Annotated in this window: 14 protein-coding genes; all 14 read left to right on the forward strand. The window is 40.6% G+C overall.

The window, feature by feature from the left end:
• Positions 1 to 36: 36 nt before the first annotated feature.
• The 14 genes from QUE64_RS01555 (at position 37) to QUE64_RS01620 (ending at position 15,270) form a co-directional block, all read left to right on the forward strand.
• The gene (locus tag QUE64_RS01555; RefSeq protein ID WP_286225617.1) at positions 37 to 1,065 is read left to right on the forward strand and encodes a hypothetical protein; all 1,029 of its coding nucleotides are present in this window, start codon (positions 37 to 39) and stop codon (positions 1,063 to 1,065) included.
• Between the two features lie 31 nt (positions 1,066 to 1,096).
• Positions 1,097 to 2,443, forward strand: coding sequence for a hypothetical protein (locus tag QUE64_RS01560; protein ID WP_286225618.1), 1,347 nt, complete (start codon positions 1,097 to 1,099; stop codon positions 2,441 to 2,443).
• A gap of 9 nt (positions 2,444 to 2,452) precedes the next feature.
• Positions 2,453 to 3,448 carry a UDP-glucose 4-epimerase GalE gene (gene galE / locus QUE64_RS01565; protein WP_286226139.1) on the forward strand — a complete coding sequence of 332 codons (996 nt, stop codon included), beginning with the start codon at positions 2,453 to 2,455 and terminating at the stop codon, positions 3,446 to 3,448.
• 257 nt (positions 3,449 to 3,705) lie between these two features.
• Complete coding sequence (locus QUE64_RS01570; RefSeq protein ID WP_286225619.1) at positions 3,706 to 4,740, forward strand: hypothetical protein; 1,035 nt, start codon at positions 3,706 to 3,708, stop codon at positions 4,738 to 4,740.
• 24 nt (positions 4,741 to 4,764) lie between these two features.
• Positions 4,765 to 6,036 carry a flippase gene (locus tag QUE64_RS01575; protein ID WP_286225620.1) on the forward strand — a complete coding sequence of 424 codons (1,272 nt, stop codon included), beginning with the start codon at positions 4,765 to 4,767 and terminating at the stop codon, positions 6,034 to 6,036.
• Entirely contained in the window at positions 6,033 to 6,737 is a 705-nt protein-coding gene (locus QUE64_RS01580; protein ID WP_286225621.1) for an FkbM family methyltransferase, read from the forward strand. Before QUE64_RS01575 ends, QUE64_RS01580 begins: the two co-directional genes overlap by 4 nt.
• An 11-nt stretch (positions 6,738 to 6,748) precedes the next feature.
• Positions 6,749 to 7,678: a glycosyltransferase family 2 protein gene (locus tag QUE64_RS01585; RefSeq protein ID WP_286225622.1), complete on the forward strand. Its 930-nt coding sequence runs from the start codon at positions 6,749 to 6,751 to the stop codon at positions 7,676 to 7,678.
• A gap of 72 nt (positions 7,679 to 7,750) precedes the next feature.
• Positions 7,751 to 8,614 carry a hypothetical protein gene (locus tag QUE64_RS01590; protein ID WP_286225623.1) on the forward strand — a complete coding sequence of 288 codons (864 nt, stop codon included), beginning with the start codon at positions 7,751 to 7,753 and terminating at the stop codon, positions 8,612 to 8,614.
• A gap of 236 nt (positions 8,615 to 8,850) precedes the next feature.
• A complete protein-coding gene (locus QUE64_RS01595; protein ID WP_286225624.1) occupies positions 8,851 to 9,951 on the forward strand; it encodes a glycosyltransferase family 4 protein in 1,101 nt (366 codons plus the stop codon).
• Between the two features lie 76 nt (positions 9,952 to 10,027).
• Complete coding sequence (locus tag QUE64_RS01600; RefSeq protein WP_286225625.1) at positions 10,028 to 10,873, forward strand: glycosyltransferase family 2 protein; 846 nt, start codon at positions 10,028 to 10,030, stop codon at positions 10,871 to 10,873.
• Complete coding sequence (locus tag QUE64_RS01605) at positions 10,873 to 11,853, forward strand: glycosyltransferase family 4 protein (RefSeq protein ID WP_286225626.1); 981 nt, start codon at positions 10,873 to 10,875, stop codon at positions 11,851 to 11,853. The genes QUE64_RS01600 and QUE64_RS01605 overlap by 1 nt, the downstream gene beginning before the upstream one ends.
• Positions 11,854 to 11,862: 9 nt before the next feature.
• The gene (locus tag QUE64_RS01610; RefSeq protein WP_286225628.1) at positions 11,863 to 12,996 is read left to right on the forward strand and encodes a glycosyltransferase family 9 protein; all 1,134 of its coding nucleotides are present in this window, start codon (positions 11,863 to 11,865) and stop codon (positions 12,994 to 12,996) included.
• Between the two features lie 4 nt (positions 12,997 to 13,000).
• Positions 13,001 to 14,353 carry an undecaprenyl-phosphate glucose phosphotransferase gene (locus QUE64_RS01615; RefSeq protein WP_286225629.1) on the forward strand — a complete coding sequence of 451 codons (1,353 nt, stop codon included), beginning with the start codon at positions 13,001 to 13,003 and terminating at the stop codon, positions 14,351 to 14,353.
• A 74-nt stretch (positions 14,354 to 14,427) separates the two neighbouring features.
• Positions 14,428 to 15,270, forward strand: coding sequence for a Wzz/FepE/Etk N-terminal domain-containing protein (locus QUE64_RS01620; protein WP_286225630.1), 843 nt, complete (start codon positions 14,428 to 14,430; stop codon positions 15,268 to 15,270).
• Positions 15,271 to 15,487 lie beyond the last annotated feature (217 nt).

Consider the following 15,487-nt stretch of genomic DNA (forward strand, 5'->3'; position numbering starts at 1 on the left):
TTTAGAATGATTTTGAAATTGATCCATTAGGACATCATGAAGAGCGCGTTTCGCATTGACCACATCCTATTGCGAATTCTCTTTGGCCGACGCTGGAGAGAAAAAGTGTGGGCATCCAAAGCGGACGTTGCTCGCTTGCAAGCTCACATCACGGCAACCACTACTCCATTTTTAATCAATCTGGATGGGGTGGAGCGCATCAAGCTTTCCTGGAGCACTCCAAACCCAGCGTATAACCCCAGTTTATTAAAAACACCCAGTGGCTATTTGATGACCGCACGATCGAGTGCAGTCCATGTATTTAATGACCGCGTCTGCGTGACGAATCCCGATGCTCCTAAGGATGTCAATTATGTGATGTGGCTAGATGCGCAACTGAATATCATCAAATACGACATTCTGGATGAATCATTGTTGAGTAAGGATGCATCGGGTTGGACCTCTGCTCTTGAGGATATTCGACTATTTGACTGGAAGGGTGAGGTGTGGGGCATTGCCGCCATTGGTAATCGCGCGGCGGGCGCCATTGGGCAGGTTATGGTTCAGCTTGATGGGCATCGGATTACTCAGTATCAGGTCTTGCCGTCGCCACGAGGGCAGAAAGTAGAAAAGAATTGGATTCCGGTTACCCATGCATCGCAGTTAAAGTTGATTTATAGCGTAGAGCCATTGCAAATTCTTTCCATGCGTGCTCCCATGGAGCCAATCCGTTTGCCAGATAACTTTGATTCGGTAGCGGCTGAAGTGTCCTATCCGTATCGCGGGGGATCAAATTTAGTGCCATATGCCAACGGGTATTTGGCAGTGGTGCATTCAGCCCCAATCGCCTATCAAGGCGCTCGGATGTACACCCATCATTTCGTGCTCTTTAACCCCGATCTTCAGATCATTGAAATTGGCAGACCTTTTTTCATCGAACACATCGGAATTGAGATTGTGATGAGTATGGTTTTGCAAGACGATGGCGTTATCATTTCCTATGGTGTTGGGGATCGACTCTGTCGATTACTCAAGATTCCCCATACCGTGATAGATCGATTGATTTCGTGTGAATCGATTATTTAATTTACCTTCCCTTGGTCTTGTGCTCATTATCATGAGCGCCATTCTTTTAGGATGTTGGGCAGTCAAAGACACCATTGCTCTACGTAATGCCATGCTATTTCTGGGGGCTCCAATCGCAGCGCTATATTGTTATCAAGTCTTTAAAACGCGGCATGATCAAGGGATAGCGATTTCGTTTTGGTATTTCATTCCAATTATTTTGATTGGTTTGATGTTTGGCTGGGTCATATTTCATTTCTTATTTCTAGCCCGATTTCCTGAGCTGCAATTTCAAGAATTGCGATCGACCTGGCTTCGGGCCTTTATGGGGGTGGTGTTGGGGTTGGCCACCGGAATGGCCATTACCAAGCGACCCGCGGCAGTGAATATCCTATGGCTTGGATTTGTACCGAGCTTTCTTTATTTGTACTACCAGTATGTACAAAAGGTAGCGATTGCCCAGAGTCTCTTTGCACCGGACTATCACGGTTATATTTTTTACGGCAAAATTAGTGGCGTTTTGGTTGGTACGATTTTCATCGCTGGAGTCTTGGGAACCCTGTTGGATTTATTTCCTCGCCTAGGCGCGCGTGCGAAGTGGGCAATGATTATTTTCTGGCTTTTTGCCACAGGTGTTGCCTTGTTTTCCTATGTCTTTATTTTTGATGCGCTCAACGGCGTTGGGCTGGGCTTTTTGATTTTTGGTGCAGTGGGTGTTGGACTTTTGATTCGCCTAGTTCATTCTTTTTTCTCAAAACCCGAGATAAAAAAAGTTGTTATCCACTTCGTATTTTTAGTAAGTCTTGTTGGCGCTGCCGGATGGTTTGGTTGGCATCAAGCGAAATTGAATCCTGGTTGGGCGAGCCTGCTCGAAGATATGAATATTGCAGTGAAAGTGCATGAGTACCCAAACTGGCAAGATCCAGCCACCCTAGGTTTTCCAAAAAATGCCTTGGGAAAAGAGGTGCGCGGCAATACCTATGAGCGAGTGTCTTGGGCGGTCGTCGGCATGACGATTCTTGCTCCGCAAACCCCCTTGGGCGTGGGAATTCTTAGTCGACCATTTGGGGTGTTATTGAATGAAACATTCCCAAATAGTGCAAAAGGAATTATGTCAAGCCATAGCGCATGGGTTGAATTGACTTTAGCATTTGGATTTCCTGCCTTAGTGCTGACATTAGGAGCGATTGGATCCTTGATGGTTCTAGCTTTTTATAGCACCGGGCCCTTTCGGTACTTAGTGCTACTTTTTGGATTTTCGATCCTCTGTTTATATACTGTTGGCGAGGTCAGCCATCAACACGGGATTGAAATTTTATATTTTTTGATTGCTTTGATGGCAGGACTTGTAATGCCAGTAGGACAAAGTAGTGATGATGTTAAACCGATTAAATCGTAAAGATTGATGATGAATATTCTTTTAACAGGTGGCGCAGGTTATATTGGTAGCCATACGGCAGTTGCTCTTCTTGAAGCAGGGCATCATGTTGTGATCATCGATAACTTTTGTAATAGCCAACGATCAGTTGTAAATAAGATTGAGCAAATTACTGGTAAAAAGCTAATATGTATTGAGGCGGATGTGTGCAACACCCCCGTTGTTTTAAAAGCACTCCAAGAGAACCAAGTCGATGCGGTGATTCATTTTGCTGGCTTAAAAGCAGTGGGAGAGTCGGTTCAAAATCCCCTAGCGTACTACGCCAATAATATTACAGGCACCATCAGTTTATTGGAGGCGATGAGAACTGCGGATGTCAATGTGCTGGTATTTAGCTCAAGTGCAACCGTCTATGGCGATCCGCTCTATTTACCAATCGATGAAAAGCATCCAACCTCGGCAACGAGTCCCTATGGAAGAACCAAACTGCATATCGAAGAGATGCTTAAAGACATGGCAAGTAGTGATCCCACTTGGAAAATTATTTGTCTGCGCTACTTTAATCCGGTGGGAGCTCACGATTCGGGGTTGATTGGCGAAGAGCCTCAGGGTATCCCAAATAATTTAACCCCCTATGTCGCTCGGGTTGCCAGTGGTATCTTGCCGCAACTTCAGGTGTTTGGGGGTAATTACCCGACAGCCGATGGAACCGGGGTTCGAGACTACATTCACATCATGGATTTAGCCGAGGGCCATTTGGCGGCTTTAAATTTTGTCAATCAACATCCCGGATGGATCGCCGTGAACTTGGGAACGGGATCGGGTCATAGTGTTTTAGAAGTCATTCATGCCTACGAAGCCGTTGTCAATTCAAAAATTCCATTCAAAATCGTCGATCGCCGTCCTGGCGATATTGCAAGCTGTTATGCCAAAGTTGACTCTGCTAGGGAATTATTGCAATGGGTTGCTAAACGCGGGCTCTCAGAGATGTGTGAAAGCTCTTGGAATTTTCAACGCGCCAAGTAGGCAAGCGAATCAAATAAAATCAGTTTATAAATCCGCAACATCTGATTGGGAACAGCGTGCTGTACTATTACTCGATGTTTATAAAAATTAAAAACAGTCTTTTCAGTATTTATTTATTCACACTGGCATTTTCGATTGGGCTAGGAACCTTTAAGGTATCCCTCGCATTGATCGTACTCGGAATAGTTAGTCTTCCGATCGTATGGGATCAACACCAAGCGCGATTGATTTACCCTAAAGCCGGAGGGTGGATTCTATTGTTTTTATCAACCCTATTTTTAATCAGCTATTGGGCGAGTTATGTGCCGTATAAGCCATCCATTTTTTCATTTGAAGCGAACTATTTTGAGATGCTTTTTGTTTTAAGTGCTTGCGTCTTGATCATGCCATTTTGTCTGAAAGACACGCAAAAGGCGCTTGACTTAATTTGGTATTTGGGCTTGGGGGCATTTTTGTGGGCTGCGGTGACCATTTTTACAACCGTTTTACTCGCGCCTTCTCCGTACTACGGCAAGATAATTGATTTACGCGCTCTCGCCAGAGGCTTGATTCAGTTTGGCAATACGCCGGGAATTGCTAATCTGCTGACATTCTTTCCAATAATTTTTTATGCAAGTTTAATTTACCCCACACGAGAGCGGTCCAAGGGATATTGGGTGGGTATAGCTTTAGTGATGATTACGACACTAGTGGCTGCGGTACTGATTGAGCAGCGCTCTTTTTTTGTAATTAATTTTTTTGTACTCCCAATTTTGGTTGGAATCTTCTTATTTGCTATGAATCAGCGAAAGTTAGGCTCATGGGTTTTATCGCTACTTGCGATATACCCCTTGCTTATACTGGTAAATGATTACGCATCATTTTTAGATCGCGAAATAAAAACAGACATCTTCTTGGATGCCCGATTTGAGATGGTAGTGTTTTGGCTTTATCAATTGTTAGCCAATCCCTTTGGGAGTCCACTGGTTGGACCTCCTCCGTTAGATATGTATCCGCATTTTCATAATTTTTTTGCCGATATTCATCGGATTTCAGGATTTTGGCCTTTATTGAGTGCGATTTTATTAGTTCTGTACATATTCATTCGATTAATTTACCTAAGCTATTGGAATCGGCAGCTCGGGTTTTATCTACTGGCAATTGCCGTTCCTATTTTTCTGATTATGATCAGTTCAGTGGTTCCCGAAGGGGAGAGGCAACCTTTTTTAGCCCTTCTATTAATTGGAGCCCTATGTGAGCGGTATCTAGCAACTTCCGTGAGAACGTCGCCCACTACCTTGCCCGATGGATAATGGGAACAGGGTGAAAAATAATTAATGCGAAAATACACATTCAATGCGACTTGGCTGGTTTTTGAAAAAACCATCAGAATCATCGCAACTACTCTCGTAGCTTTTTATATTGCGCGCTACTTAGGTCCCCAAGATTTTGGTCAGCTATCGTATGCTCTCGCATGGCTAGCGATATTCGGTTCATTGTGCTCTTTAGGCCTAGACAGTATTGTCCTAAGAGAAATTTCGCATCACCCGGAGCGGCAAAACGGCATCTTCAGTACCGCCATTGGCATGAAGTTCTTTGTGAGTTTGATTTTTGTACTCATCGTTTTAGGGATCTACCTTTGTAAGGCAGATGATGTGGGTATGCACTTAATTTTGATTGCCGCGTGTGCTCTTATTTTTCAGCCACTCAATTTATGTGAGATTTTTTTTCAGGCAAAAGCGGAGTCAAAAAAAATTGTCCACTTTCAGGTCATTCAATCCTTAGCCTCTTGTATCCTAAAACTTTGGATTATCTATATTAATGGACCACTGGAGTGGCTCCTTTGGTCTTATGTCTTTGATGCGTGTTTTCTTGGGGTCGGGATTTATTTAAGGTGTCAGATGGAGAAGGGTATTACGCTGTCAGCAAGATATTTTGATTTGCAACTAGGTAAAAAATTACTCGTGTCAGCATTTCCCATGTTTTTAACCGGATTATCGGTTGCGACATATATGAAAATTGATTTAATCATGCTTGAACAGATGGCCTCCTTAGACGAGTTGGGAATATATTCCGCAGCGGCCAAACTTTCCGAGTCTTGGTACTTTATTCCAGTAGCGATCACGGGCGCCTTTTCGCCGCTCCTTTTCAAGCTAAAGAAAGAGAATCAAGAGGCCTTTAATTTGAAATTACAAGAGCTCTATAGCCTATTAATTTGGGGTTCAATCATACTTGGGTTTGCAACTTCATTATTCAGTAATGACATTATTCAATTGATCTATGGGACTAAATTTCAAACAGCAGACCATGTTCTATTAGTTCACATTTGGTCTGGGGTATTTGTTTGTATCGGCTTGGTAAATTCAATAGCACTACTCTCGGAAAATAAGCTATATCAAAACCTCATAAGAACGTTACTCGGCGGCATAATCAACATCTCACTTAATTTTTTATTCATCCCAACCTTTGGAGTACTTGGTGCCGCATATGCGACTTTAATTGCGTATGCATTTTCAGGACACTTCAGCGTAATTTTGTTTAAAAATGGATTTCATGAGTTAATGCTGCCCATTAAGTCTCTGATGCGAATTCCTAGGATCTTTTCATGAATGTGCAATTAAAAGCCAAACTTTATAAATTGCTGAGTATTTTTGGCATAGAAAGAAAGCTTTACAGTAATCCCTCATATTCTCAAGAAGGAGAGGATATGATTTTGAGACGCTTTGTTGGCGATGGTTCGATTGGTTTTTATGTTGATATTGGTGCTCATCATCCCTACCGTTTTTCTAATACCTATTTTCTGTACCAAAAGGGATGGAGAGGAATTAACATCGATCCACTTCCGGGAGCAATGGAATTATTTAAAAGTTGTAGGCCAAGAGACATCAATTTAACCTTAGGCATTGCTGCTGTTGATGGAACATTAAATTATTTTATGTTTAATGAACCAGCCCTTAATACCTTTGATAAATATCTTGCTAAAAGTAGGGAGTCACATCAATACAAAATTATTGATAGTCGAGCAATACCCGTAACTCGATTAGAAACCATTTTAGAAAATCACCAACACCAATTTAGATCGATTGACCTATTAACAGTGGATGTAGAAGGTTTAGATTATGAAGTTCTTCAGTCGAATAACTGGTTGAAATTTAGACCGCGTCTAGTCATAGTGGAATCATTACAATCGAGTTCATTGATTGATGTGATGAAATCTGAAATTTACAAATTTTTAATCGATAAAGAATATGTGCTCGTGGCAAAATCATTTTATAGTTGTATTTTCTTGGATCAAAGCTCAGGCAGATAATTCATTAACGCATGAAAAGTGCCGTATTGTTCCTAGTATTTAATCGGCCAGATACAACCCAAATTGTATTTGATACGATCTCACGAGCAAGACCGTCAAGACTGTATATTGCAGCCGATGGTCCTCGATTAAATTACCCAAATGATAATAAGCTTTGTGAAAAAACAAGGGCAATCGTCGATCAAATTAACTGGGATTGTGATGTCAAAACATTATTAAGAAAAACCAATTTAGGTTGTCAAGTGGCTGTGTCAAGTGCAATCAATTGGTTTTTTGAAAATGAGGATGAGGGAATCATCCTAGAGGACGATGTTGTTCCAAGCCCTGAATTTTTTGAATTTTGTGACACTATGCTAGAGCGATATCGTCATCAAATGCAAGTTGGAATGATTTCGGGATTTAATCCACTTGGCGCAGAAAAAAAATCGTCCCACTATTTCTATTCGAATTATGCATCGATTTGGGGATGGGCAACATGGCGCTCTCGCTGGAAACTTTATGATGTGAATTTATCCAACTGGACCATCAAAGGTTATAAAAAATTCATGTGCGGCAAATTGCCAGCCCATGTCTTGGAATATTTTATTGATGCCTATGAAAAGGTGCATCGTAAACAAATTAATACTTGGGACTATCAGTGGTCTTATGCTATGCAATCAAATAAACTATTGGTGATTAGGCCCGAGGCAAATTTAATCAGTAATATTGGGATAATTGGTACGCATTCCAATACTCAGGATATGAATCATAATATCCCTTATGGGTTCGTCGATATTAATTCTTTAAGTGGGCCATCAAACTTATTGTCAAATCCAAAATATGATTTAGATTTTTATCATTATGCATTTAGTAAAGAAAAGTATCAACTTTTTTTGCGTTCCTTTGCAAGGAAATTACTCTTATTAGATCTCATTCGAAATTTTTTTAAAAAAGATGATTAAAAAATTCGCTTTTTTTTCAGAAAATAGTAAACAGTGCGTTAATAATCAAGGTTCACTTTTTGTCTGTTAAAAGTGAAGAAAATATTTCTTACATTTGCTGATTCTCGTTTAAAGAGGTCTTTAAAAAGAATAGAGCAAGAAGCGGCTAATATGCAGGTGTATTCTTCAATTCTGGCTTTAGATGAAAGGTCACTAGCTCCCGAGTTTAGCGATCGTTTTCAAGATAAATTAAAGCCCTCAGTTAGAGGTTTTGGATATTGGTGCTGGAAGCCCCAAATCATCAAGCAGACTCTTGAGCAAATGAATGAGGGAGATGTGCTTCATTATTGCGATGCAGGTTGTTATCTGAATTTAGCGGGAAAAAATCGGTTACAAGAATATTTAAGTATGGTCAGTAGTAACTCTATTGGATTTTTAGCTTTTCAGGCAAAAGAACCAGCTGATCCATTCATGCATGATGGTAGAAAACTTTTAGATCTCAGAGATAGATTTTGGATAAAAGGGGATGCTCTAGATTATTTCAAAGTAAGATCAAGAATTGATATTATCGATACTCAAACAATAGGAGCTGGAATAATTTTTATCAGAAAAAACAAAAATACAATCGATATTGTTAAGCATTGGCTTGATATCTATTACAAAAATTTTAGTCTTGTAGACGATTCAGTTTCAATATCCCCAAATTTGAATGGCTTCATCGAGCATCGGCACGATCAAAGTATTTTTTCTATCCTTTGTAAATTAAGTGATATCGAAACCATTTCTGCCTATGAGTATTGGTATCCGTCTCGATCTGATTTAACTAAGCCCGATTGGAGTGTATTAAAAAACTATCCGATTTGGGCAATGCGAAAAAAAGATTTTGGATTTTGGGGAAATATAAAAGTTTGGGGATTGACAAAATACCACGCCTTACAAAGAAAATTTATCTTATAAAAAATACTCTATTTAATCTGGCTCAAAGTATTTGAATTTGAATAATAAATTATTAAGGCCATCTTAATTATGGGGATTACTTATAAGTGCTACTAATGACTCACTATTTTTTCTGAAATCTTATCAATACTAAATAGTAATATTTTTATCAAGAGATTTTTTGATTTACACTCAAATGAGAATTTCTTATTAGAAATTACAATGTTGAATAAAGTAATTTTTGGGAATTGATAACTGTGCGTATTGCTTTTGATGATCATATATTTAGCTGGCAAAAATACGGAGGTATATCGCGTTATTTTTATGAGCTAGCAAATCAGTTAACCTTAGAACCCAGCCTTGATGTTAAGGTGATTAGCCCATTTCACGTAAATGAGTATTTAGCCACAAGCTCCAAGGTGCCTATCTTGGGAACTAAGATGCCTTCTGGAAAGTATCTACAAAAAGGATATCGTATTGCAAATAGATTACTTGTGCCAATTTATCAGCGAGGCTTTATGCCTAATATTATTCATGAGACTTATTATTCAGCTTGGGGTAGTTTTGCAGGTAACGCCAAAAGAGTAATAACCGTGCACGATATGATTCATGAAAAGTTGCCTAATTATTTCCATCCTAAAGATAAAACGCCAAAAAGGAAAGCGGCTGCCATTGAGCGTGCAGATCATATTATTTGTGTTTCTGAAAATACAAGAGCAGATTTAATACAAATTCTTGGCGTCCCACATAAAAAAACATCTGTTGTTCATCATGGATTGTCGTTTTATCGTGAAGAATTAGCTCGATCAAATTCTAGCGGAGCCCCCCCTTTTTTGTTATATGTAGGTGAGCGGACTGGCTACAAGAATTTTTCTGCATTATTGAGTGTGTATGCAAAGTATAAATACTTACATAATAATTTTCACTTAATTGTATTTGGCGGCGGGCACTTTTCAGACCTCGAGCTACAAAAAATAAAAACTCTTAAGTTAGATCTTTCCAGAGTTCGGCAAACTACTGGGAATGATCTGATTTTGCGTGAACTTTATAACGCAGCATCGCTATTTATTTATCCTTCGCAATATGAGGGATTTGGGATTCCTCCCCTGGAGGCGATGAGTATGGGTTGTCCGGTTGCTTGCAGTAACACAGGCTCATTACCCGAAGTTGTTGGGGATGCCGCCTCATTTTTTGATCCGAATTGTGAAGAGTCTATGGCAAATGCTATTTTGTGCTGCCTTGAGAATCAGAGTTACCGAGATAGTTTAATTCACAAGGGTCAGGCAAGAGTTAAAAACTACTCATGGCAAAAATGCGCAAAAGAGACGAAGGCTGTCTATAAAGCACTTTTATCGTAAGAAAATAGGACCTGTGCCCATTTATTTGTATGGAGCGCCTTCTCGATATTAAGATCAAAATATACAATCTGATTTAATGCCAAATAAAAGTCTGCCCCTCATTACAATTATCACCTCTACACTAAATGCGGGTGAGTCATTACGGCATACGGCCCGATCCATACAAAAGCAAAGTTATCCCCATATTCAGTGGATTATTGCCGATGGTAAATCTTCAGACAATACCCTAAAGATTATTGAAGAGTTGGGTGATTTGGTAAATGTATGGTTTAGCAAACCTGATCGGGGAATTTATGATGCCTGGAATAAAGCACTCAAGTTTGCAAGAGGTGAATGGGTGCAGTTTATTGGCTCAGGCGATGAACTAGCTGATATTGATACTCTAGAAAAAATTGCATCTATCTTAGGTAATGCTCATCCCCATTATGATTTGGTGTATGGGCGTTTACAGTATCTATCAGAACACAATAGAAAGTTTCTTGAAGAAGTTGGCGCACCTTGGTCGAAAATAAAAAATGAGTGGGAGTTCTTTAGGCCTAAGTTACCAATTCATCCCGAGGTATTTCATCATATTTCCTTATTTAAAGAGGATGAGCCTTTTGATGTTAGTTATAAGTTTGCGGGTGACAGTCACTTTCTCATGCAATGTATTCGTAGTAAAGATCCTTTATATGTTCCAATCCTAGTAAATAAAATGCCGCTTGGTGGCGCCACAGGTTCTATTTATAGAGCCCATTTGATCTCACTTGAAACAAGGCGTGCATGTAGAGAGTTAGGTTATCAAATACCACTTAGTCATTATCTTTCGGAAAGTGCCAAAACCTTCATGAAACGAATATGCTGCTTTTTATTTCCCGATCAATATCTGTTTAAGATCGCCAATGGATACCGAAAATTAGTGGGTAAACAAAAACGCTGGTGATGGATATTCTTTTTGATAATCGTTGGATTGGTCCTCATGGTATCGGCCGCTTTGCTTTTGAAGTTGGAAATAGGTGTGGATTTAAGCCTTTGAATTTACGAGGGCGTCCATTGGGACTAATGGATCCATTGAGACTAACTTATTCTTTGTTAAATCAAAAGAAGCATTTTTTTTCACCTGGTTATAACGTTCCACTAGGAAATCCTTGCCGCTTTTCGTTTACCTTGCATGATCTGATGCCACTTGAAGTGCCGGCCTTAATGTCTCCGATGAAGAGTGCATATTTTGATTTATTAATCAAGCCGGCCATTAAAAATGCGCAAGTGGTATTTACTGTTTCGGAATATTCAAAAAAAAGGATAATTGACTGGTCCAGTATCGATCCTCAAAAAGTTGTCAATGTTGGAAATGGTGTTCACCCGCGATACACACCTGATGGGTCACGTTGGCAAAATCACCGACCCTATTTGCTATATGTTGGTAACCAAAAAGCCCATAAAAATGTTGAAGGATTAATTCGGGCTTATGCTCAGAGTCGAATTAGAAGTGATTGCGATTTACTGCTGAGCGGCTTCTTTTCTAGAAAAGTTGCAGATGAAATTTCCAAGCTGAATTTGGAGAAGCAGGTGTTATTCCTGGGCAATATTCCTGAGGAGTCTTTGCCAACTATCTATCGAGGGGCATTGGCGTTTGTGATGCCCTCTTTTTATGAGGGATTCGGGCTTCCTTTGGTGGAGGCAATGGCCTGCGGCACACCGGTGCTTACTAGTTCACTCACAGCCATTCCCGAGGTATGTGGGAATGCCGCCTTGTATTTTGATCCCAATGACTTTGACTCCTTTGTTAATGGCCTCAATCAATTAACAGATCAGAATTTGTTAAATCAACTAAGAGTAGCTGGGATTGAGCGGGCATCTCAATTTACATGGGATGATGTTGCTAGTCGCATCAAATCAACACTTAATGAACATAATGCATGATTGATTCGAATGACAACTGAAAAAAGGGGACATGGTCTACTTCGATGGATCGATCAAAAGCTTGGATCTTTGATTCTAGCGATGCTTGGCATTTTTTTAAAGATTCAAAGAGTTTGGGGTGTCAAAAAGCCAATACCATCCAATTCTTATTTAGTAGTTTGTTTTGGTGCGATTGGTGACTTAATAATTTTGACAAGAGCGGTAAAGACTTTTCTGGCTGATCAAAAAGTATATTTAGCATGCTCTAACCTTAATTACTCTAGCGCTCTTCTGTATACCGATTTTTATGCAGGTATTGAGTCGATCGATTTAAAGTCACCCTTATCTATTTATCGTGTGTGTAAAAAATATCAGATTAATCAAATCATCGATAGTACCCAATGGGCTAATATTGGACCAATTATGGTTGGCATGGCTTCATTACTCAATACTTATATTATTACCAGAGGGTTTAAATCAAACAATCGCTTTAGATGCTTAACCTACAATCACATTATTGATCATTCAAAAGATATTCATGAGGTTGGAAACTTTATCAACCTAATAGTAGGTGGGATAAAAGTAATTAGTAATTCACAACTACCCGAACTACTGACGGATTTGTATCATCCTCGTCTTCGCAAAACTACACGAAAAGTACTTTTGCATTTATGGCCAGCGGGGTCTAGAGCCTATTTAAAAGAGTGGCCAGAGTCTAATTGGGAAAAGCTTGCTCATCATCTAGTAAAGAATGGTTATCAAGTCTATTTAAGTGGTTCTCAAAGCGACGCATTAAGGACCCAAAATTTTATTGAGCGCTCTGGCTTGCCGTTGATCAACCTTGCAGGTGTAATGGATTTAAAATCGCTCTCTGAATTTATCCAAAATGAAATTGAGTTTGCGGTTTCGGTCAATACGGGTGTGATGCATTTGCTGGTGGAGGCTAAGGTCCCCGTCATTGGCCTTCATGGCCCCACGAACCCCGTGCGCTGGGGTCCCTTGGGATCGGCATCCATCTCATTGCTTCCGCGGTCTGGCCTATCTGCATACCTACATTATGGATTTGAGTATCCCAAAGCAGACAATTTAGCCTATGCACTCAATATGCTTTCCGTAGAACAGGTTATTGATGCGATGACAGACCTACCTTCGAGGGATAATTGAATCTATGAATCGATCCATCAGACTGTCTGACCCCTGGGTTCCGTATGCCATTCGACTTGCTGATGCTCTCATGATCCTTTCGTCTGGCTTATTGGCATTAGAGTTACGTCAAGCGTTAAATTTAGGAATAGATTTTCCCCCCGACTTATCCGCATACTATGCGATGGTGACAATTGCAGTAATTCTCTTTGCTGGATTGCCTGCAACCATATATCGATCATGGCGGGCTTCGCAATTGACAGCCATACTTGCCGGGGTCGCAATTCGTTGGCTAGCGATTGTGGGTTTAATTTTGTTGTGGTTATTTTTAGTCAAAGCCTCTGATGAGTTTTCACGGACTTGGTTTCTAATATGGACATTTATAGGGCTAATTTTTTTATCAGTTGAAAGGTTATTTACGTACTTATTTTTGCGACTATTGCGTAAGCATGGCTTTAATTTACGCTATGTAGCACTTGTTGGATCAGGTCAAGCAGCTATGAATCTAAAAAAACAATTACAGGGGCCCAGTTGGAGTGGGTATTCAATTGCTCTGGAGATTGGCCATATTAATGAAGAATCATTGCGACATCTATCAACTGTTGAAGTAAACGAAGTTTGGTTAGCATTACCACTATCTCATGAGTTTGAAATCAAAAACTTACTAGAGGCTCTTAAGCACAGCACGGCTACTATTCGCTTTGTTCCTGATTTATTTGTATTAAGATTGATCAATCATGGGGTATCCGATGTTCTAGGGACTCCCATGTTTGATTTATCTGCCTCTCCCATGACCGGAACCAATCAATTAGTGAAATGGTTGGAAGATAAAATTTTATCGTTACTGATTTTAGTGATGGTAAGTCCTCTCATGTTGATCTTGGCCATAGGCGTAAAATTTTCCTCCAAGGGCCCTATTTTTTATCGGCAAGAAAGAGTGGGACTTAATAATAAATCTTTTCAAATGCTTAAGTTTCGATCCATGCTAGTAGATGTTGAAAATTCAGAGGTGCGATGGGGTGGATCAGCTTCAAAGACAGTTACACGATTTGGCCAATTTATCCGAAAAACGAGTCTCGACGAGTTGCCTCAATTTCTCAATGTTTTGAAAGGAGACATGTCAATTGTTGGGCCGCGTCCTGAACGTCCAATGTTTGTAGAGCAGTTTAAAGAAGAGATTCCTGACTATATGAAAAAGCATTTGGTTAAGGCTGGTATCACTGGCTGGGCTCAAGTGAATGGTTGGCGTGGAGATACAGATCTGAAAGCTCGAATCGAATATGATCTTTACTATATTGAGAACTGGTCTTTAGGGTTCGATCTTAAGATAATATTAATGACCTTATTTAGAGTGCTGAATGATAAAAATGCTTATTAAATTTTCAATTAAAGAACTTCAACCTTCATTATGGAAAAGTAAATTATTAAAAAAACAATAAAATGAATAATTCTATGAATCGAAATGATTCCTTATCTGACACTGAAATCTCTTTAATTGATTTGTTGATATTTTTCAAATCTGCATACAAAACTATCGCAAGTTTCGCTTTATTTGGGATCATAGGTTCAGCCCTTTTCCTCTGGGCGGTCCCTAAGCAGTACGAGGCCAGCGCTCAAATTAAGATGGCGCAGATCGCAAACGTCAATAATAACAACAACAACATTAACCCCCTGGGCATCACCATCGAGGAACCGCAGGCCCTCATCGCCCGCATGGCGCTGCCGACCTCCTACACCAAGGAGACCATCGCACTCTGCGGCCTGACCAACCAAAAGGATCCCGAAGCTCTACTTGCAAAAAAAGTAAAGTTCAGCATCCCCAAGGGGGTGGTCGGGACAGTGGACCTGAAGGTTCGTGACACCTCCAAAGAAATTGCCAAAGCCTGTATAAACGCCATCTATCAGCTCATCAAGACTAGCCAAGCCCAGCTCGTTGCCCCCTACATCGATGAGGCCAGCAAAAAATTGAAAATCGAAGAGGAGCGCCTAGGCCGTGCCACCCAAGTGATCGCCAAGGCCGATAAATCAGGCGCGGCCGTGAGCGCCGCCTATCTCGCCACCCGCGACGAGATTCGCTACCTGCTCGATCAGATCTCCAGCCTCCAAAACATCATCACCGGCAACGAGAGCCGCTCCGCCCACCTTACAGCCCCGATCTACCTGAAGGAAGAGCCCGTCTCTCCCCAAAAGCGCAATAGCCTATTAATTGGCCTGATGCTCGGGGGCCTCCTGGGGCTGGTGCTGGCCCTAGCGCGCAAGTGGTACCGATCCAACCGCACGGCTCTTAAGCACTAAAACGTTAAAATATTAGACCTCAGGCCCTAGAGCTTTTACTCCAGGTAAAAGCCACAAGCATCAAAGTCCGCCCGCCGCAGGGGCTAATGTTGACCTTTTTTGAGATCTTTCACCTCAACTATTAATAGATGCCAAAGTGTTTAAATGATTTAAGTCCAATAAGGATGAAAGGGTACCCAGAAAAAATCTTTCCTCTGATCAACAACTGATTATAATA

The organism is Polynucleobacter sp. HIN7, from assembly GCF_030297595.1.
In the GTDB taxonomy this organism is placed as follows: Bacteria; Pseudomonadota; Gammaproteobacteria; order Burkholderiales; family Burkholderiaceae; genus Polynucleobacter.

What these genes read in the sequence shown, in the direction of transcription:
- QUE64_RS01585 (WP_286225622.1), top strand. Translation starts at nt 6,749, where the DNA reads ATGAAAAGTGCCGTATTGTTCCTAGTATTTAATCGGCCAGATACAACC.
- QUE64_RS01605 (WP_286225626.1), top strand. Translation starts at nt 10,873, where the DNA reads ATGGATATTCTTTTTGATAATCGTTGGATTGGTCCTCATGGTATCGGC.
- galE (WP_286226139.1), top strand. Translation starts at nt 2,453, where the DNA reads ATGAATATTCTTTTAACAGGTGGCGCAGGTTATATTGGTAGCCATACG.
- QUE64_RS01610 (WP_286225628.1), top strand. Translation starts at nt 11,863, where the DNA reads ATGACAACTGAAAAAAGGGGACATGGTCTACTTCGATGGATCGATCAA.
- QUE64_RS01580 (WP_286225621.1), top strand. Translation starts at nt 6,033, where the DNA reads ATGAATGTGCAATTAAAAGCCAAACTTTATAAATTGCTGAGTATTTTT.
- QUE64_RS01575 (WP_286225620.1), top strand. Translation starts at nt 4,765, where the DNA reads ATGCGAAAATACACATTCAATGCGACTTGGCTGGTTTTTGAAAAAACC.
- QUE64_RS01600 (WP_286225625.1), top strand. Translation starts at nt 10,028, where the DNA reads ATGCCAAATAAAAGTCTGCCCCTCATTACAATTATCACCTCTACACTA.
- QUE64_RS01555 (WP_286225617.1), top strand. Translation starts at nt 37, where the DNA reads ATGAAGAGCGCGTTTCGCATTGACCACATCCTATTGCGAATTCTCTTT.
- QUE64_RS01560 (WP_286225618.1), top strand. Translation starts at nt 1,097, where the DNA reads ATGAGCGCCATTCTTTTAGGATGTTGGGCAGTCAAAGACACCATTGCT.
- QUE64_RS01620 (WP_286225630.1), top strand. Translation starts at nt 14,428, where the DNA reads ATGAATCGAAATGATTCCTTATCTGACACTGAAATCTCTTTAATTGAT.
- QUE64_RS01615 (WP_286225629.1), top strand. Translation starts at nt 13,001, where the DNA reads ATGAATCGATCCATCAGACTGTCTGACCCCTGGGTTCCGTATGCCATT.